This is a genomic window from Pseudomonas sp. GW821-FHT12A04, assembly GCF_058807755.1.
This window is the reverse complement of sequence record NZ_JBXAQZ010000010.1, coordinates 217250-238342: the sequence shown is the minus strand read 5'-3', so window position 1 is coordinate 238342 and position 21093 is coordinate 217250. Positions and strand designations below refer to the sequence as shown.

Here is a 21093-nt window from a genome sequence, read left to right as displayed (position 1 = left end):
TACGTATTTGCCTGGGGGGCTTTCTTGACAGCTTTTTAGAGCCCTTGTTATAAAGCGGCTCTTAAGTGTCTGTAGGCCATTCAGCACTCGTTTTTGCTTTCACCAAAAAAACTTAGAATCATACTCAAATAGATATAAGGGGACTTAGAGTGAACAAGTCGGAACTGATTGATGCTATCGCTGCATCCGCTGATATCCCGAAAGCTGCTGCTGGCCGTGCGCTGGACGCTGTAATCGAATCCGTCACTGGCGCTCTCAAGGCTGGCGACTCTGTTGTTCTGGTTGGTTTCGGTACCTTCTCCGTAACTGATCGTCCGGCTCGCATTGGTCGTAACCCACAGACCGGTAAGACGCTGGAAATCGCAGCAGCCAAAAAACCAGGTTTCAAAGCCGGTAAAGCACTGAAAGAAGCTGTCAACTAAGTTCGATTCAGGTTTTTACCCATCCGGGTCGGGGTCATGCCTGACTTGGCAGCGGAGCGGCAGTCCTGACTGCAGGTCGCCGGTTCAAGACACCGAGGGTCGCCAGTTCGAGCCCCTCGATCCGCTCCGCCAGTTACGAGAAGGCGCATCCTCGGATGCGCCTTTCTTCTATCCGGATTCTACCCACGCTCCACGGTTGCCTAATTTTTGAAGTTCAACCGTTTCTGGGGGACGCATGCTGCAGAATATCAGGGACAATTCACAAGGCTGGATTGCCAAGACTATTATCGGGGTCATCGTTGCACTGATGGCTCTGACCGGTTTCGACGCCATTTTTCAGGCCACGACGAACACGAATGAAGCGGCGAAGGTCAATGGCGAAGAAATCAGCCAGAACGAACTGAGCCAGGCGGTCGATATGCAACGCCGTCAGCTCATGCAACAGCTGGGCAAGGATTTCGATGCTTCCTTGCTCGATGAAAAAATGCTGCGCGAGTCGGCTCTCAAGGGCCTGATCGATCGCAAACTGCTGCTGCAAGGCGCAGAAGACTCGAAATTCGCCTTTTCCGAAGCGGCTCTGGATCAGGTCATCCTGCAAACGCCTGAGTTTCAGGTGGATGGCAAGTTCAGCTCCGAGCGTTTCGATCAGGTGATTCGCCAACTCGGCTATACCCGCATGCAATTCCGCCAGATGCTGGCTCAGGAAATGCTGATTGGTCAGCTGCGTGCCGGTCTCGCCGGTAGCGGTTTCGTGACCGATGCACAGGTACTGGCGTTTGCCCGTCTGGAAAAACAGACCCGCGATTTCGCCTCGCTGAACATCAAGGCCGACCCGGCAGCGGTGAAGCTGACCGACGATGAGGTCAAGGCCTACTACGACGAGCACGCCAAGGAATTCATGACGCCGGATCAGGTGGTCATCGATTACCTCGAGCTGAAGAAGGCTTCCTTCTTCGATCAGGTCAGCGTCAATGACGAAGACCTGCAGGCGGCCTATCAGAAAGAAATCGCGAACCTGTCCGAGCAACGCCAGGCGGCGCACATTCTGATTGAAGTGAATGACAAGACCACCGAGGCGCAAGCCAAGGCGAAGATCGAAGAGATCCAGGCTCGTCTGGCCAAGGGCGAGAAATTCGAGGCGTTGGCCAAGGAATTCTCCCAGGATCCGGGTTCGGCGAACAACGGCGGTGACCTGGGTTATGCCGGTCCTGGCGTCTACGACCCGGCGTTCGAGAAAGCCCTGTATTCGTTGGCCAAGGACCAGGTTTCCGCGCCGGTTCGCACCGATTTCGGGTTCCACCTGATCAAGCTGTTGGGCGTGGAAGCGCCTGAAGTTCCGACATTCGCCAGCCTGAAAGACAAGCTGACCCGCGAATTGAAGGCCCAGCAGGTCGAACAGCGTTTTGTCGAGGCGACCAAGCAACTGGAAGACGCTTCATTCGAAGCGTCGGACCTGGCGCAACCGGCACAGGACCTGAAACTGAACGTCCACACGTCCAAGCCGTTCGGCCGTGAAGGCGGTGAGGGTATTGCAGCCAACCGTGCCGTGATCACTGCCGCGTTCAGCCCGGAGGTCCTGGATGAGGGTGCGAACAGCACTGCCATCGAGCTCGATCCGGAAACCGTGGTCGTGTTGCGTGCCAAGGAGCACCTGAAGCCTTCGCAATTGCCGCTGGAAAGCGTCTCTGCTGCGATCCGTGTGCAATTGGCCAAGGAACACGCCAGCGCCGATGCCAAGACCAAGGCTGACGCCCTGATTGCCAGCCTGCGCGATGGCAAGACCCCGTTGGATCAGGCGGTCGACGGCCAGGCCTGGAAAGTCACGGAAGCGGCGACTCGTGCTCAGGAAGGGGTCGACCCTGCGGTGCTGCAAGCGCTGTTCCGCATGGCGAAGCCTGCGTCCAAGGACAAGCCGACCTTCACCAGCGTGACGCTGGCGGATGGCAGTCTGATGATCGTGCGCCTCAATGGCGTGAACGAAGCAGCGGCGCCGACCGAAGAAGAGAAAGCACAGTATCGTCGCTACCTCGCTTCCCGCATCGGCCAGCAAGACTTCGCGGCTTACCGCAAGCAGCTGGAAAGCCAGGCGGAGATCAAGCGTTACTGATGCCTGATCAGGTTTAGCGCTGCACAAAAGACCCCGGCCGGAAGGCCGGGGTCTTTTTGTTTGGCCGTACGTCACTTGCCGCGGTGACTTTTGCGCAAAACCGGGGTCAATCAGCCTGTAACCGTTTTAAGACACGATCGATGCTCCGCTAAGCATCGATCTGTTGCACAATATGCCCCGAACCGTTTTCCTCAGGATGTTCAATGTTTAAATCACTTCCCATGCGGGTTGTCGGGCTGGCAGCCGTGCTTGCCACTGCGGCCGGTTGTTCATCGAACAAGACCGCCATCTATGAGCATGAGAATTTCGACGACTCCGGTACCTTTTCCCGAAACTATCCGGTCAGCGATACCCAGAGCTGTGAAGCCGCTCGTCGTGCCTTGCTCAGCCAGGGTTACATCATCACCAGCAACGATTCGAAGCTGGTCAGCGGTCACAAGAGCTTCCAGCAGACCGGCGAGAACCACATGGAGATCAGCTTCAGCGTGGTCTGTGCCGATGACGGCAGCGAAGGGCACCATGCGACCGTGTTCGCCAACGCCCTGCAGGATCGTTATGCGCTGAAGAAGACCAACAACTCCGCCAGTCTCGGTGTGGGTGTGTTGGGCTCGGTGTCGATGCCGATCGGCTCCTCCGATGACTCGATGGTCAAGGTCGCCAGCGAAACCGTATCGTCTGCCAAGTTCTACGAGCGTTTCTTCGCACTGGTCGAACTGTTCCTGCCGCCGGAAGCGAAAAAGGCTGCGCACATCCCCGAAAAGCCGAAAACGGATCTGGGCGTGCCTGAAGCCCAGGCAGCGCCGGCACCACTGGCACCTGCCCCGGCAGCGGCTCCCGCTGTAGAGCCTGCTGCACCAGCGCCTGCACCTGCACCTGCATCCATTGAAACGGCTCCAGCGGCCTCCGAGCCGGTTGCCCCGCCTCCTGAAGCGGCGCCGATCACGCCGACAGAGCGTGTAGAGCCTGCATCGTTCCAGGAAATCGTCACGCCACCGTCGAACCCGAGTGACTTGCCTGCGCCGAGCGAACCCATCCCGGCGATGCCTGCCTCAGGCCAGTGATGGAGACGTCACGGGATCGGGTCGGATGACCTGATCCCGTGGCCAGCCAAAAGATTGACCCTCGTCAACCAAGACCACTGTTCTGTGGCCTCCCGCGAAAAAATCCGATGATAAATTCCTGACCAGCTGCTACGTTTTATTCAGTAGCGACAGAGTGTCGTTTCCGCGTCATTTTTCTTTCACGCGGGCACTTTATGCTCAGGGAATTGGTCATTTATTCAGACGTTTTTCAGCATGGGTTGGGGGATTCAAAAATGGACGATTATCAAGAAGAGCTGCTCGAGTACCAGGCTTTCGAACTGGACCCACTGGAGCCGGCGGAAGACGCTACCGAGTTGTAGGCATCAGGCGGATTGGCGATGACTGCGGCGAAATTCGCCGGGGGTCTGTCCGTTCCAGCGTTTGTATGCGCGTTGAAACGCTTCGGCTGAGGCAAAACCCAGCAGGTAGGCGATCTCTCCGAACGCCAGTTCGGTGTCGCGTATGTAGGTCATGGCCAAGTCGCGACGGGTGTCGTTGAGAATTGCACGAAACTGCGTGCCTTCTTCGGCGAGCTTGCGGCGCAGGGTCCAGGTGGGCAGCTTCAGGCGTGCCGCCACCTCTTGCAGGTCGGGTTCCCGGCCACCATTGAGCAGGGGGCCCAGCAGCGCGATGATGCGTTCGCGCAGGCTGCGGGTGCGTGTCAGTTGTTCCAGTTCTCGCTCACACAGTTGCAGCAAATGCCGCCAGGTACTCGGGCAATGCTCGGGGTTGCGCTGGGCGAGACTTTCCAGGCTCAAGCGCAGTTGATTGCGCTCGCCGCCAAACTGAATTGGACAGTCACCCAATACGTCATAGGCCGAGCGGTAGCCGGGCTCCTCGAATTCGATCTCGATGCGTTCGGCGCGCAGCGGGGCAGGGCTGACACTGGACAATTGCTGCAACCAGCCGGCGATGATCGAATCCACCACAAAGCGGTTGTAGGCGTTATAGGGGCTGATCGAATAGAAGCGCAGCCAGGCGCCCTGGGCGTCTTCGTGAAAGCTTGATTGACCCCGATAATTGGAGCCATACAAGGCTTCGAATCGAATCAGGCAGCGGGCGGCTTCTCGTACCGTCGGCGCCTGGGCCGCAGTGACGCCAGCAAGGCCAGCCTGACTCAGGCGACTGAGCTGGCCCATGCGCAAGCCAAGGGCCGGGTTGCCGGTCAGTTGAATGGCGCTGTGGCCCAGGCGCATGTAGCGCGGTATCGACAGTCGGGCACCGGCTTCGCTCAGGCGCCCGGGGTCGAGGCCGTATTGATCGAGCAGTGGCTGAGGATCGACGCCATGACTGCGCACGGCATCGGCCAGGCTATGAACAAAGCCCACCGACAGATCGCCCAGGCGCATCGGCTGCGGCTTCATGGCTACAACCAGAGGTTCAGCAAACGCGCACCATGGGCATTGCCGTCGGCAAAATGCTGGCCGTTGCTGCTGAGGAAACTGTGTCCGGCGCTGCCCTGATCCCAGAACTGACCCCGCAGGAACACACTCATGCCAGCGACGGCTTGACTGGCAGGTGTCCGGGTCGTGAGATTCAGGCGCTGCCAGGCCTGGCCTTCACTGACTTCTCCAGGCTTCAAGATGACCGATGTCGGCGCTGACGAGCCCCTGTAGCCACGCCACGGTTGATCCCAGGTGCCACGGCCGGCAACAAAGGCCGGTACCGCGACCAGTTGTACGCTTTGGTCGTTGAGCTTGAGGTAGTTTTCCGGGTACCAGCTGTCGTGACCGATCAATACGCCCAGCCTTCCCGCGGGGGTATCAACGACATTGAGCGAGTGCTCGCCGTTCGCCTTGATCCCGTTCTGTTCTGCGAAGAACGGGTGTATCTGGCGCTGGGGCTGGCCGATCGGCAGGCCCTCGCTGTTGAACACCACGCTGCTGTTGTACAGCGCGCCGCGGCCGATTCTCAAGGTGCCGTCGATGATGCTCGGTTCGGGCAGTACGATGGAACCCGCCACCAGCGTCACGTGGAATTCCCTGGCCAGCCCTCCGAACAATGCCTGGTAGTCTCTGGCCATCGCCTTGGCTTTCATGCGCAGGTGGGCATCGTCCAGACGGTTGCCGCCTTCGGCGCTGATCAACGCCTTGGCGAACTTCAGGGGGTTGCTCACCGCCAGCCAGTTCATGGCCTCCTTGAGGGTGCTGGCCTGATACAACTCATCCTTCTCGCCGCTGACCATCAGCCAGGTACCGACGTGTTCCGGCAACACGACGACGGTCTTGCCGTTCAACAGACCCTGGTCCCGGGCTGCTTGCAGATAGGCCGCGAGCTTGCGGTGCAAACGCTCGGGGCTTTGATAATCGGTGGGAAACAGTTCGGGCTGAATGCCCAACAGATTGCCGCGGTCCGCAGGCGTGCCCTGGTCGACAGCCAGGTTGATCCGCAGATCCGAAAGGTAATGTCCCACCGGCCGGTCTGCGGCCCACATCGCGTAGGTCGTGAGGGTGGCGAGCAACGCCATGGAAAATGTCAGGTACAAAAGTTTGCGCATGGGGAAACAGTTTACAGCCTGGAACCGGTTCGAGCATAAAGGGAATCAAGGCCTTAGTGGGCAAATTTCAAGCGTTGGCTGTTTTTTTCGCTGGCGGCTGCCTTTCTGCGCCGCGCCGCGGCCATGAATGGCTGGATGGGGATCATGGGAGGAGGGGCGCCGGTCAGCCATCATTCGGCTTGACCGGCCGGCAGGTGAGCGTCAGTTGGTGACCAGCAGTTCCGGGCCGAGGTAGTTGTTGATCTGGTCGATATCGTCGTCGCCCAGGCTGCCCACCGAAGAGGCCAGGCGCAGGCGCGACATCAAATAACGCAACTTGGCATCGAACAGATCGTGGCGTGCGACGAAGAGCAGTTCTTCGGCATTGAGAACGTCCGAGTTGGTGCTGGTGCCGCCCTCCTTGAAACCCTTGCGTGACGATGCCAGTGAGCGTTCGTTGGACGCTACGGCCTTCTCCAGCGCGCGAATGCGTTTGGCGCCGCTCAGGATGCCTTGATACTCACGGGTGGTTCCAGTGATGACTTCCTGTCGTGCGGCGTCCAGTTCATCCGAGGCCTTGTCGCTATTGGCACTGGCCTGGCGTGTCAGCGCGCTGACGCCGCCACCGCTGAACAGCGGGAAATTGACTTCCAGTCCGACCGAACTGTAGCGGTTGCGTTGATTCAGCTCGGAGAGTGATTGGCTCTCACCCGCGGTGTAGCCGGCAACGAAATCCAGGGTTGGCCAGTGGCCGGCCCTGGCGCGCTTCACTTCCTCTTCGGCGAGTTCGCGGCTATAGCGGCGCGCATGGAGCAGCGGGCTATCGGTCTGGGCTTTGACCAGCCAATCCTGCAGGTTGCTCGGCTGCAGCGGTGGTGTATCGAAGCTCGGACGCAAGGTGGTCAGCGATTCGGGGGTTTCACCGATGTATTCCTCGAGCTTGCGGCGCGCGTTGACCAGGTTGTCTTGCGCTTCGATCAGTTCCGCTTCGGCGAGGTCGCGACGGGCGGCCGACTCGTCGATGTCGGTGACGGTGCCGGCCCCCAGTTCCATGCGCCGTTTCGCCGAGGCGAGTTGTTCGTCGAAGGCGTTCAGCTTGGACTTGGCCAGGGTGATGGTTTCGCTGGCCAGGAGCACATCGAAATAGCTTTCGGCCAGGCGCACCGCGGCGTCCTGGCTCTTGGCATCGAATACCGCGTTGCTATAGTCGGCACGCTGCTGACCCTGGCGGTATTCGGCCATTTTCTGTTTGTTGAACAGTGGTTGGCGCAGGCGCAGGTTTGCGCCCTTGGAGTCGTAGTCGAGATCCCTTTCGATACCGCTCTGGCGTTGTGTGCCATTGACCTTGTTGTCGTAGGCCGAGGCATTGATCTGCGGTAGCAGGCCGGCCTTGCCGATAGCGCGGTTTTCCCCGCCGGCCTTTTTTTCATGCACGGCGGCCTGATAGATAGGGCCCTGGAACTGCAACAGATCCCAGGCTTGCTTGAGGTCCATGGCGTCGACCGGCAAGGCCAACCCCAGCAGGCAGAAGAGCAGGCAATGACGGTCCATTTCATTGTTCCTTGAATGAGCTGTCCACACGTTCGAGCATTGGTTTAAGAAGATAGCTCAACATATTGCGTTCGCCGGTCTTGATGGTGACGCTGGCGGGCATGCCAGGGCGAATGTGATTGGTGCCAAGCAGGCTCATGCCATCGGGGGTGACTTCCACTTGGGCCAGATAGAACGGCTGCTTGCTTTCCTCGTCCATCAGACGGTCGGCGGAGATGGTCATCACGCGGCCGGGGATGTTTGGCGTCTGGGCATGGTTGAAAGCCGGGAAGGAAATGTCCACGGGCAGGCCGGGGAACATCTTGTCGATGGCCTGCACGGGAATCATCGCGTCGACCTGCAACGGTTCGTTGACCGGAACGATTTCCATGATCTTGAAGCCGGGCTGAATGATCCCGCCGACGGTGGCGATGCTCAGGGCCTGGACCATGCCGTCGATCGGCGAACGAATCACCGTGTGGGTAACTTCGTAGTCGAGGGCACGCAAGCGGTCGGCCAGGGTGGTGTTTTCCTTGGCGGTTTCCGTCAGCTGCGACTCGACTTCCTTCAGGTAATCGTGCTGGCGCTGCAGGATGCGCAGCTTGATTTCGGTGGTCTGGCTACGCACGCGGGCGATGTTGTTGAGGTTCTCGGCCTGGCCGGCGGAGAGGTCGGCATTGCTGCGTTCCAACTCAAGCAGGCGGTTGCGTGGCACATAGCCTTCGGCCGCCAGTACACGGGTGCCTTGCAGTTCCTGGTTGAGGAAGCTGATCTGCGAGGCGCGGGCGCCATAGACCTGCTGCAGGCCCTTGAGTTGTACTGCCGACGCCGCCAGGTTTTCCTGCAGGATGCTGATTTCGCCAGCGAGACCGGCGCGCCGGGTATCGAGCAGGCGCTGTTGCAGGTCCATGGCGGCTTCCAGGCGATGGTCACCCTTGAAGCGCTTGAGCAGTTCGGGATCGAAGTTCACCACGTCGCGGCCGTCACGTTCCGCTTCCAGACGGTTTTCCACCGTCTTGCTGACGATGTACTGGGCGCTGACCGCACCCTGTTCGGCGGCGGCACGCAATGAGTCGAGGCGGACCACCTCCTGGCCTTTTGTCACCAGATCGCCTTCGCGAACGAGAATGGCCTCCACGGTACCGCCGCTCAGATGCTGCACGGCTTTGCGATTGCTGGTGACCTTGACCGTGCCTGTCGCTACCACGCCGGCATCCAGTGGCGCCAGCCAGGACCACAGGAGGAAGCCGCCGAAGCCGGCAAGCACCAGCCACACGCCCCACCGCGCGGGTTTGCCGACGTCCAGGTCTACCACGCTCCTGGGATCGGCTGTAATCATCTCGGTATGTTGGCTCATTTGCATGATCGGTCACTCCCGTGCTTTGACGGAGGCCAGCGGAGTTGATGCGCCTGCAGGGATCACACTGGCCTTGCGCAGCGCTGCGAATACTTCATCGCGCGTACCTAGCATCTGCACGCCGCCGTCGCGCAGCATCAGCACCTTATCGACGGCACAGAGTACGTTGGGACGGTGAGAAATCAGAATGACGGTGGCGCCACGGCCCTTGAGTTCGGCCAGAGCATCGACCAAGGCCTTTTCGCCGACGTCGTCGAGGTTGGCGTTCGGCTCGTCCAGCACGATCAGATTGGGCTCGCCATACAGCGCGCGGGCCAAGGCGATGCGCTGCTTCTGGCCGCCGGATAGCGGGCTGCCATCGGTGCCCAGGCGGGTGTCATAACCCTGCGGAAAACGCAGGATCATCTCGTGCACGCCAGTGATCTTGGCGGCGCGGATGACCGCTTCGCTGTCCACTTCGCCAAAGCGCGCAATGTTGTCGGCGATGGTCCCCTCGAACAGCTCCACGTCCTGTGGCAGGTAGCCGAGCCAGGGGCCAAGTTCGCCCTTGTTCCAGTTGAAGATGTCCGCGCCGTCCAGGCGCACCTTGCCGGCCTGCGTCGGCCAGACGCCAACCAGCAGGCGGGCGAGGGTGGATTTGCCCGAGGCGGACGGACCGATAATGCCAAGGCTTTCGCCGGGGACAAGGCTGAAGCTCACACCGCGCAGAATCGTGTTGGTGGTCCCCGGGGCACCGGCATACACATTCTCCACCGCCAGCATGCCCATTGGCCGCTGCAGCGACATGCTCGGTGGCCGGCGCGGAAAGTCTTGCAGCATCTCGTTGAGCCGGCCCCAGGCCGAACGGCAGCCGAGCAATTGCTTCCACGACGCGATGACCTGTTCCACCGGACCCAGTGCGCGACCGGTGAGGATCGAGCAGGCAATCATCATCCCCGGGGTGATCTTGCCTTCAATCGCCAGCAGCGCGCCGGCGCCGAGGATCAGCGACTGCAAAGTGATCCGCACGAAGCGCCCGGTGCTGCTGATCAAGGCGGCACGGTCGGAGGCCAGGGTCTGCATTTCCAGAATGCGCAAATGGCTTTGGAACCAGCGCTTGCTGATCGACGGCAGCATGCCCATGGCCTCGATGACCTCGGCGTTGCGCAGGTTGTTGTTGGCGTACTGGCTGGAGGAGAGGGCGGCCTGATTGGCTTCGGCCAGCGGCTTCTGCGTCGCCTTTTCAGTGAGCCAGGCCAGGGCCACCAGAATCAGCGAGCCGATCAACGTGATCAGTCCGAGTATCGGGTGAATCAAATAGGCGACCAGCAGGTAGATCGGCGTCCACGGTGCATCGAAGAAAGCGAACAGGGAGTTGCCGGTGACGAACTGACGAACCTGGGAGAGATCTTGCAGGGCCTGGGCCGGGTTACCTCCGGCGCGGTTCAGGTTGCGCTCGAATGCAGCGGTGAAAATGCGTCGGTTGAGGTCCATGTCGAGGCAGTTGCCGACTCGGATCAGTACGCGGGTGCGGACCATTTCCAGCGTGGACATCAGCAAGAACAGACCTACTACCAGGACAGTCAGCATCGTCAGCGTCGTGACGTTGCGACTGACCAGGGCTCGATCGTAAACCTGCAGCATATAAATAGCTGGCGTCAACATCATGACGTTTATGACGCCGCTGAACCCTGCCAGCAAATAAAAGCTGCGGCGCAGACGAAAGAGCGCGTCGGCCAGTTCTGAACGGATGCTCGACTGCTTGGGCATTTTGATCCTCCCACTGCGAAAAGCCGATTGCCCTTGGAGCGCAACAGCTAACAGTAAATGTAGTCCTGTAAACAGCTTATGGACACGCAGGCTGGTCGCTCTATGGATGGCGAGTCTTCCGAAATCGCTGCGTTGCTCCCTTATGCAGCAGCGTAGGTGGCGCTGAATCACTCCGAAATAACATTTCGCTCTATACCAGCACACAACTTTCTATATGTCCTTAAAAAACAGATAGTTGTGATACCTGCCACCAGTCGTCTGTTTTAACGACGTAATATTGACAAAGTTTTGCTATGGAACTTTAGTCTTAGTTATCGGGGGGCCCGCCCGCCTGAAGCCTGTCATCGTTTTGGCAACGCAGGGCGCAGTGATTTCCCGGGAGGAGCAGAACCATGTCGATCATTTCGTTGTTTTGCAGAGGGAAGGGGCTGTCCAGGACGTTCGCCTTCACTTCCAGATTCCATGGCCCGCCCAGGGCTCGAATCCGCTCTGCCTGATCGCCCGGCGAGCAATTCATATCGCGAATTCCAGGCGCGAATCCCGGGTCCCGGGTAACGCCAGCTCTCGCAAAAAAACATAACCAACAAACTGCGCAAGCCATCACTTGACTTGGCGCGGGAGGATTTTCTCGTCCCGCGCCTTTAACCAGACAGATCGAGGGCAATCCAAAATGGCCAATTTCAACAAGTCGGACCTGGAATTCATCCTCAAGCAAATCTTTATCGCCGAGGCGAATGCCGCCGGCACCAGCCTCATTGATTTGCTTCCCAATACCCAGGTGCCGTTCGGCCTGCGTACCGTCGATGGCAGCTTCAACAACCTGGTCACCGGCCAGAGTGATTTTGGCGCCGCGGACGCTGACTTCCCACGCCTGCTCGATCCTTCCTTTCTATCGGCGCAGTACGCCGGAACGGGGACGGTGATCGACCCGCAACCACGGATTATCAGTAACCTGGTCGTCGACCAGACCGCCAACAACCCGGCGGCCTATGCCTCAGCATTCGACCCGGGCCTGGACGGTGTACTCAACTTCGGCACGGTGGGTAATGACGACGTACTCAAGGATGGCGTACAGATAGTCACCAGCCCCGGACTGGATGGCGTGTTCGGAACGGCCGATGACAAGGACGTGTTCTTCATGCCCAACGTGTCGCCGGACGTCGGCCTGACCGCCAGCTTCAACTCGTGGATGACCTTCTTCGGCCAGTTCTTCGATCACGGTCTCGACCTGGTCACCAAGAGCACTACCGACGTCGTGTTCATTCCGCTGCAGGCGGACGATCCGTTGTTCGTCCCGGGCAGCCTGACCAACTTCATGGTGCTGTCACGCGCAGTGCATACCGCCGGCGCGGACGGAGTAGTCGGCACGGCCGATGATGGCCAGACCAACACCACCTCGCCGTTCGTCGACCAAAGCCAGACCTACGCCTCGCACCCTTCGCATCAGGTGTTCCTGCGCGAGTACGTCATCAACGCGGCGGGCGATCCTGTTGCAACGGGGCGCTTGATTACCAACCGCGACCTCGGCCCGGATGGCAGGTTCGGCACGGCCGATGATGGCGACGGCGAAAATGGCGGCATGGCGACCTGGGCAGTGGTCAAGGCCCAGGCCCGTGACATTCTGGGCATCAACCTGACTGACGCCGATGTGCACAACGTGCCATTGCTGGCAACCGATGCGTACGGCAACTTCATCCGCGGGCCGAACGGCATGCCGCAGGTGGTGATTCGCATCAGTAACGGTGCTGACGGCATCGCCGGGACCGCTGATGACGTTACTCAACTGGTCGAAGGCAACCTGGCAGCTCCCATCAGTCTGGCCAATGCCGTGAGCACCGGGCATGGTTTCCTCGACGACATCGCCCATAATGCCGCGCCGGTCGTCGTCGGCGGGGTTCTGCAGGCGGATGCCGACATCGCTATCGGCAATGCGCAGCCCGTTGGCCCTGGCGGCAACAACCTGACCTATGACAACGAACTGCTCGACGCCCACTATATTGCCGGCGACGGCCGGGTCAACGAGAACATTGGCCTGACCACCGTGCACCATGTGTTCCACTCCGAGCACAACCGCCTGGTCCAGCAATCGAAGGACACCATCATTGCCGCAGGCGATCTGGCCTTCCTCAATGAGTGGCTGGTGGACGACGTGGCTGCAATACCGACTACACCTGCCGAGATTGCGGCATTGGTGTGGGATGGCGAACGCCTGTTCCAGGCCGCCAAGTTCGGCACCGAAATGCAGTACCAACACCTGGTGTTCGAAGAGTTCGGGCGGACCATTCAGCCGCAGATCGACGAATTCCTTGCACCCAGCGGGTATGACACCTCGATCAACCCGGCAATCCTCGCCGAGTTCGCCCACGTGGTGTATCGCTTCGGTCACTCGATGTTGACCGAAACTGTCGATCGCTTCGACCCCGCGTTCAATCCGCTGCTCACTGACCCCACCAACCCGGACTCGCAACTGGGTCTGATCGCGGCCTTCCTCAACCCGCTGGCGTTCGCCAGCAGCGGGGTGACTGCGGACCAGGCGGCAGGGGCGATCATTCGCGGTGTGACCCGCCAGGTCGGCAACGAGATCGATGAGTTCGTCACCGAAGCGTTGCGCAACAACCTGCTCGGTCTGCCGCTCGATTTGCCGAGCCTGAACCTGGCACGTGGTCGCGACACGGGCATCCCCACCTTGAATGAGGCGCGTCGCGAGTTTTACGCATCCACCGGCGACAGCCAACTCAAGCCGTACATCAGTTGGGCTGACCTGGCAGACAGCCTCAAGCACCCCGAGTCGCTGGTCAACTTCATCGCGGCCTATGGCACGCATAGCACGATCACGGCGGCGACCACGCTGGCAGACAAACGCGCTGCAGCCTTTGCGCTGGTATTCAACGGTGCGGGTTCGCCGGCTGACCGCCTGGACTTCCTCAACAGCACCGGTGCCTATGCCAACGTAACGCTGGCCGGCGCGGATGGGGTACTGGGTACTGCCGATGACCTGACCGGTGTGACGGTCACGGGCGTCGACGACATCGACTTCTGGGTCGGTGGCCTCGCCGAACAGAAGATGCCGTTCGGCGGCATGCTCGGCTCGACGTTCAACTTTGTGTTTGAAACCCAGATGGAGGCGTTGCAGAACGGCGACCGCTTCTACTACCTGGCGCGTACCGCGGGCCTGAACTTCGGCGCCGAGTTGGAAAACAACTCCTTTGCCAAGCTGATCATGCTCAACACCGATGTCACCCACCTGTCGAACACCGTGTTCCTGACGCCGACGTTCACCCTTGAGGTGGATCAGACCGCCCAGTTCACCGGCCTTGGCGTGGATGGCCGCGCCGATCCGACCGGCGGTATCATGATCAACGGCGTGGAAGTCGTGTCGCTGGTGATTCGCGACAACCCTGACACCGTGGGTCCGGACACCAATTATCTGCAGTACACCGGTGAAGACCATATCGTCATGGGCGGCACCGCCGGCAATGACATCATCATTTCCGGTGAGGGCGATGACACCCTTTACGGCGACGGCGGCAACGACCGCCTTGAAGGCGGTGCCGGGAACGATGCGGTACTGGGCGGCGCGGGCGATGACATCATCAGCGATTCGTTCGGTGACAACCGTCTGGAAGGCAATGACGGTAACGATGTGATCGTGGCTGGCAGCATGCTTGCCGGAGGCAACCTGATTCTGGGTGGCGACGGCCAGGACTTCATCATCACCACTGAAGACATCTCCCTTTCCTTCGGCGGCCAGGGTGACGACTTCATTCTCGGTGCCAAGACCAACCTGCCGGCTACCGGTGGCGAAGGTGATGACTGGATCGAGAAGGGCACCCAGGACGGTGCACCTGGCGATAACGCCTCGCCGTTGCTCAATGACGATGTGATCGGCAACGACATCTTTACTGGTGGTGGCGGTTTCGACGAAATGATCGGCGAGGGTGGCGATGACATCTTCGTTGGCAGCGATGCCCAGGACAAGATGGACGGCATGTCCGGCTTCGACTGGGTGACCTACAAGAACGACAGGGTCGGCGTGACCGCTGACCTGAGCATGGCCGCGCTGGCTCAGCCCCATGGCAATACACCAAGCCAGAATGCCGGCATATTCAATCCGGTCGGTGCCTCGCCAGCCTCGATTCTCGACCGTTTTGCCGAGGTCGAAGGCTTGTCCGGTTCGAGTTTTGGCGATGTACTCAGAGGTGATGATGTCGATGCGGACACTATCATCAACCACGGCGGTACCACGGGCAGTGCGCTGACCAATGTCGCATTGATCCGCGGACTGGACCAGTTCCTGGCCGATGCCGGACTGCCGGTCACCGGCTTTGCCACTGGCAACATCATCCTCGGCGGTGATGGCAGCGACCTGATCGAGGGCCGCGGTGGCGATGACCTGATCGACGGCGACAAATGGATCAACGTCAGGATTGCCGTTTATGATCCGGCTGACGTCAACCATACCGGCCCTGAGATCGCCAGCTTCGACAGCATGGTCGATATGATCCCGTTGATGCTGGATGGCACCATCAACCCTGGTCAGCTCAAGGCCGTGCGGGAAATCATGCCCGGCACCTCGACGGGCGGGGCGGCCTTCGATACCGCCATTTTCTCCGGGCTTGAAGCCGAGTATGCGGTGACTGTCGACGACCGTGGCACGGACGATGTGTCGGACGATGTCTGGACAGTGGCCGATAGCGTAGCGGGTCGCGACGGCACCGATACCTTGCTGAATATCGAACGCCTGCAGTTCGCCGATAACCAGCAAGTGCTGGTGGCGGGGGAGAATGCCCAACCGGATGGCAGTCCGACTGTCTCGGATGGCAACGGCGGCGCGATCACCGTGGGCGATTTACTGACTGTCAGCGTGGCCGGGGTGAGCGATGACGACAACGTCGCGGCGGGTAATCCCCAGGGGTTGATCACCAACTCCTCTGTGTCCTACATCTGGCAGTTCGAGGCCGATCCAGGCAGTGGCATATTTGAGGACATCATTCTGTTGCCGGCTGGCGACCTGGCGTTCCAAAGCGCCAATGGTACCGCATTCAAGGTCTCTCCTGATCTCGCCGGGTTGTCGTTGCGGGTCAAGGCTATCTATCAGGACGGTCACGGCACCACGGAGATCCTGTTCTCCACGCCGACGGCTGCCGTTGTTGCCGGTGCACCGGTTACGCCAACGGCGCAGGTACCTGTAGTCGATGCCACTGCGGGTGGCGCGGGCCTGCACATGGTCCGCTCCGACCTCAACTTCATTCTTGACCAGATCAAGATTGCCGAGGCTGATGCGGCCGGTCAGGACATCCTCTCGCTGCTCCCGAACATCCGCGCGCCGCTGGGCCTGCGTACGGTCGACGGGTCAAGCAACAACCTGATGAACCTCAACGGCATTGACAACACCGAGTTTGGCGCCGCCGATAACCTCTTCCCGCGCGTGGGCGATCCGGTCTTCAATCCGGCGGAAGGGGGAACGTCGTATGCGCAGAACAACGGCATTGTGATCGACTCGCAGCCGCGCACCATCAGTAACCTGATCGTCGATCAGACAGCGAACAACCCGGCGGCCTATGCCACGGCATTCGACCCGGGCCTGGACGGTGTGCTCAACTTCGGCGCGGTGGGTAACGACGATGTGCTCAAGGAAGGTGTACAGATTGTTGCCAGCCCCGGGCTGGATGGACAGTTCGGTACTGGCGACGACCGCGATGTGTACCTGTTCGAGAACACCACGTCGGATGCGGGATTGTCCGCGCCGTTCAACGCCTGGATGACCTTCTTCGGGCAGTTCTTCGATCATGGTCTGGACCTGGTGACCAAAGGTGGTTCGGGCACCGTCTTCATTCCGCTTCAGCCGGATGATCCACTCTTTGTCCCAGGTAGCCTGACGAACTTCATGGTTCTGACCCGCGCGACCAACCAGCCAGGGGCGGATGGCGTTCTTGGCACGGCCGACGACATCCATGAGCACACCAACACCACCTCGCCGTTCGTGGACCAGAACCAGACCTATAGCTCGCACCCGTCGCATCAGGTGTTCCTGCGCGGTTATGAACTTACCGCCAGCGGCCCCGTAGCGACAGGCCGGTTGATCACTAACCGTGACTTGGGGGTGGATGGCACGTTTGGCACCGCTGACGACGTTGAAATCGGTGGTATGGCAACCTGGAAGGTGGTCAAGGCCCAGGCACGCGACGTGCTGGGTATCAATCTGACCGACGCCGATATCGACAGCGGTCCGCTGCTGGCGACTGACGCCTATGGCAACTTCATCAAGGGGCCGAACGGCTTCCCGCAGGTTGTCATTCGGGTCAACAATGGGGCGGATGGCATTGCCGGCACCGCCGATGATGTCACTACGCTTGTCGAAGGCGATCCGGCCAATCCGGTAAGCCTCGTGAACGCGGTGCGCACCAGCCATGCCTTCCTCAACGACATCGCCCACAACGCCGTGCCGGTCGTTACCGGTGGGGTTCTGCAGGCGGATGCCGACACCCTTGTCGGCAATGCGCAGCCCGTTGGCCCGGGCGGCAACAACCTGACCTATGACAACGAACTGCTCGACGCTCACTACATCGCCGGCGACGGCCGGGTCAACGAAAACATCGGCCTGACCGCGGTGCATGCGATCTTCCACTCCGAGCACAACCGGCTGGTTGCGCAGACCAAGGACACCGTGCTCGATTCGGGTGACGTGGCCTTCCTCAACGAGTGGCTGTTGACTCCGGTGGCCGCGTTGCCAACTACCCAGGCTGAGTTCGATGCGCTGCAGTGGAATGGCGAGCGCTTGTTCCAGGCTGCCAAGTTCGGCACCGAGATGCAGTATCAGCACCTGGTGTTCGAGGAGTTTGCGCGGACCATCCAGCCCAACATCGACCTGTTCTTCGCACCGACCCAGGTCTATGACGTCGACCTTGATCCTTCGATCGTCGCCGAGTTCGCCCACACCGTGTACCGGTTTGGCCACTCGATGCTGACCGAGACTGTCGATCGCTTCGATATCGACTTCAACGTGATAGGCGATCCGAGCAGCGCCAATCCCGATCAGCAACTGGGCTTGATCGCGGCGTTCCTCAACCCGTTGGCGTACGCCGCCAGTGGCGTGTCGCCAGAGGATGCGACCAGTGCGATCATCCGTGGGGTGACCCGGCAAGCCGGTAACGAAATCGACGAGTTCGTCACCGAGGCGCTGCGCAATAACCTGCTCGGCCTGCCGCTCGACCTGCCGGCGATCAACATCGCCCGTGGCCGCGACGTGGGGATTCCTTCACTCAACGCGTTCCGCCGCGACATCTACAGCCAAACCGGTGACACCCAACTCAAGCCTTACAACAGCTGGGTCGACCTGGTGCAGCACCTCAAACATCCGGAGTCGTTGATCAACTTCATCGCGGCCTATGGCACGCATGACACCATCACGGCGGCGACCACGCTGGAAGGCAAACGCGCTGCAGCTATGGCGCTGGTATTCGGTGGTGTGGGGGCGCCGGCTGACCGCCTGGACTTCCTCAACAGCACCGGTGCCTTTGCCAACGTAACGCTGGCCGGTAGCGATGGGGTACTGGGTACTGCCGACGACCTGAGGAACGTGACGATCACTGGTGTCGATGCCATCGATATGTGGATTGGCGGCCTTGCCGAACAGAAAACTCCGTTCGGCGGCATGCTCGGCTCGACCTTCAACTTCGTGTTCGAGAACCAGATGGAAAAACTGCAGGACGGCGACCGCTTCTACTACCTGGAGCGTACCGCTGGCCTGACGATGAATGCGGAACTTGAAAGCAACTCGTTCGCCAAGCTGATCATGGCCAACACCTCGGCCACGCACTTGCCGGGCGTGGTGTTCACGGATCCGGGGTTCTATCTGGAAGTGGACCAGGGCAGGCAGTTCAACGAAGGTCTGCTCGCCGTCGATCCGCTCGGCCCGAATGGCGCGCAGGTGGTGTTCCGCGACAACCCGCTGACCGTGGGGGCGGACACCAACTACATCAAGTACACAGGTGACGAGCACATCGTGCTGGGTGGCACCGAAAACGCAGACATCCTCATCGCCAGCGAGGGCGATGACACGGTCTGGGGTGATGGCGGCAACGATCGCATCGAAGGCGGTGACGGCAACGACCAGTTGCGCGGTGGCGCCGGCGACGACATCATCACCGACACCGGCGGCGACGATAACGTCCAGGGTGGCGACGGCAACGACGTACTGCACGGTGGCAACGGCGTCAACCTGCTCATTGGTGGGTTCGGCAACGACTTCATCATTACCGGTGAGGACGCCTCCGAGGCCATTGGTGGCCAGGGCAACGACTTTATCCTGGGCAGCAAAGCCAACGAACAGGACATGGGTAACGAAGGCGACGACTGGATCGAGAAGGGCACTTCGGACGGTGCACCTGGCGACAACTTCGACCCGCTCGGCAACGACCCGGTAATCGGTCACGATGTCTACATCGGCGGTAGCGAGAACGATAAGTTCAACGGCGAAGGCGGTGACGACATCATGGTCGGCAGTCTCGGCTTCGGTGACCGCTATATCGGCGGCTCGGGCTATGACTGGGCGACCTTCAAGGGGCTGGCCCAAGGTGTGAGCGTTGATTACACCGACCGCTTCTTCGATGTGCCACCGATGCCGGGTTCAGGAGCTTCGGCGCTGGTGCGCTTCGACATCATGGAAGGTCTGTCGGGTTCGTCCCATGGTGACTTCCTGCGCGGTGATAACGAAGATGCGACATCGCTACCCACCGCGGGTGCAACTGGCAGTGTGCTGACCAACATCAGCCTGATCAACGGCCTGGCGGGTCTGCTGCCAGCTGGAGCGACATTCTTCGACGGCGGCAACATCATCCTCGGTGGTAGCGGCAGCGACCTCATTGAAGGTCGCGGTGGTGACGACATCATCGACGGTGACAAGTGGCTGAACGTGCGCATCAGCGTACGGGCAAACGCTGATGGCACCGGCGCGGAAATCGCCACGTTCGACAGCATGGAACCGATGGTCCAGGCGATGTTGAACGGTACTTACAACCCGGGCCAACTGGTCATCGTGCGGGAGATTCTGACCGGCACTGACAACTTCGACACCGCGCTGTACTCAGGTAATGCGTCGGAGTACACAGTCGCTGTCGACGGCAACACTGTCATTGTGACCGACCTGGTTGCAGGGCGTGATGGCGTCGATCGCCTGACGGGCATCGAGCGCCTGCAGTTCGCTGACCAGGCGCAGGCCTCCGGTGTTGGCACCGTCTCGAACAGCGCTCCTGTGGGGCGTCTGGCGATCCTCGATGCTACCACCGGTGCGCGTGTCGATTCGCCTGTCGCCGGCCAGCTGCTGCGTGTCAGCAGCCAGTCGATACGCGACGCGAACAGCGTCAGTGCGGCCAATCCGACCGGCGCGGTTACCGGTCCCGTGTCTTACTACTGGCAGGCCGAAACCATTGCCGGTTCGGGCATCTTTGAAGACATCACCGTTCTCGCCGCCGGCGAGGCATCGCGGGTAACCGGCGCCACCTACGTGGTGGCGGACGATGTCGCCGGTCTGAACCTGCGCGTTCGGGCGGTGTATCAGGATGGCAGCAGTACGCTGGAGATCGTCGACTCGTCGGCGAACAACGCACCGACCGCAGGGCCGGGCATCCTCGGGTTTGCGTTTCTGAACCAGGTGTTGACCGCCGACCCGTCGACCATCGTCGACGTCGATGGCCTCAGCAATCCGCAGTTCACCTTCCAGTGGCAGGAGACCAATGGGGTCACCTTCGTCGACATCGTCGGAGCCACCGGCAGCACGCTCACGCTTGGCCAGAATCAGGTCGGCGATCAAGTGCGCGTGGTGGTCAGTTACGTGGATGACTTCGGTGTGGCCGAAAGCATTGCGTCCGACGCCACGGCCCCGGTGACCGTCGGTGTAGTGTTTGTCGGTACCCCCGGTGTCGACATTTTTATCGGCACGCAAGGCGACGACGTGGCCAGCGGAGGTGATGGCAACGACATCCTGAACGGGCTGGGCGGCAACGACATCCTCAATGGTGACGCGGGTGATGACATTCTCATCGGCGGTGGTGGTGCCGACACGATGGCCGGCGGTGTTGGTGACGATATCTTCGAAGTCACCGACCTTGGGGATGTGGTGACTGAGCTCGCCGGTGCTGGAAGCGACTCGGTCTGGACCTCGCTCGCGAGCTATACCCTGGGTGCCGACGTCGAAAATCTGTTTTTCGGCGGCAGCGGCAACTTTGCGGGCACAGGCAACGCGCTCGGCAACACGCTCGTGGGCGGTGCGGGTAACGACGTCCTCATTGGTGGCGCAGGTGCCGACACGATGACCGGCGGTGTCGGTATCGATATCTACGAAGTCACCGACCTTGGGGACGTGGTGAGCG

The 21093-nt window shown here is 60.5% G+C and carries 9 protein-coding genes; 4 read left to right on the top strand and 5 right to left on the bottom strand.

What is annotated here, in order from left to right; all coding sequences use genetic code 11:
* Window positions 1–149 precede the first annotated feature (149 nt).
* The 3 genes from AC1RS8_RS17490 (at window position 150) to AC1RS8_RS17480 (ending at window position 3590) form a co-directional block, all read left to right on the top strand.
* A complete protein-coding gene (locus AC1RS8_RS17490; protein ID WP_002552737.1) occupies window positions 150–422 on the top strand; it encodes an HU family DNA-binding protein in 273 nt (90 codons plus the stop codon).
* 235 nt (window positions 423–657) lie between these two features.
* On the top strand, window positions 658–2529 hold the full coding sequence (locus tag AC1RS8_RS17485; protein ID WP_057714094.1) for a SurA N-terminal domain-containing protein: 1872 nt from the start codon (window positions 658–660) through the stop codon (window positions 2527–2529).
* A gap of 203 nt (window positions 2530–2732) precedes the next feature.
* A complete protein-coding gene (locus AC1RS8_RS17480) occupies window positions 2733–3590 on the top strand; it encodes a DUF2242 domain-containing protein (RefSeq protein WP_489338899.1) in 858 nt (285 codons plus the stop codon).
* 344 nt (window positions 3591–3934) lie between these two features.
* Here the strand turns inward: AC1RS8_RS17480 and AC1RS8_RS17475 are convergent, their stop codons facing one another.
* From AC1RS8_RS17475 to AC1RS8_RS17455, 5 genes are all read right to left on the bottom strand, one after another.
* Window positions 3935–4975, bottom strand: a complete 1041-nt coding sequence (locus AC1RS8_RS17475) for an AraC family transcriptional regulator (protein WP_489338898.1) — start codon at window positions 4973–4975, stop codon at window positions 3935–3937.
* Window positions 4976–4977: 2 nt separating this feature from the next.
* Window positions 4978–6108, bottom strand: a complete 1131-nt coding sequence (locus AC1RS8_RS17470; RefSeq protein WP_223532303.1) for a carbon-nitrogen hydrolase family protein — start codon at window positions 6106–6108, stop codon at window positions 4978–4980.
* Window positions 6109–6309: 201 nt separating this feature from the next.
* Window positions 6310–7638: a TolC family outer membrane protein gene (locus AC1RS8_RS17465; protein ID WP_407515679.1), complete on the bottom strand. Its 1329-nt coding sequence runs from the start codon at window positions 7636–7638 to the stop codon at window positions 6310–6312.
* A gap of 1 nt (window position 7639) precedes the next feature.
* The gene (locus AC1RS8_RS17460; RefSeq protein WP_407515678.1) at window positions 7640–8980 is read right to left on the bottom strand and encodes an HlyD family type I secretion periplasmic adaptor subunit; all 1341 of its coding nucleotides are present in this window, start codon (window positions 8978–8980) and stop codon (window positions 7640–7642) included.
* 6 nt (window positions 8981–8986) lie between these two features.
* Window positions 8987–10723, bottom strand: coding sequence for a type I secretion system permease/ATPase (locus AC1RS8_RS17455; RefSeq protein WP_489338897.1), 1737 nt, complete (start codon window positions 10721–10723; stop codon window positions 8987–8989).
* 670 nt (window positions 10724–11393) lie between these two features.
* On the opposite strand from AC1RS8_RS17455, the gene AC1RS8_RS17450 reads away from it, so the two are divergent.
* A partial coding sequence (locus AC1RS8_RS17450; RefSeq protein ID WP_493163168.1) for a peroxidase family protein occupies window positions 11394–21093 on the top strand: 9700 nt, incomplete at its 3' end.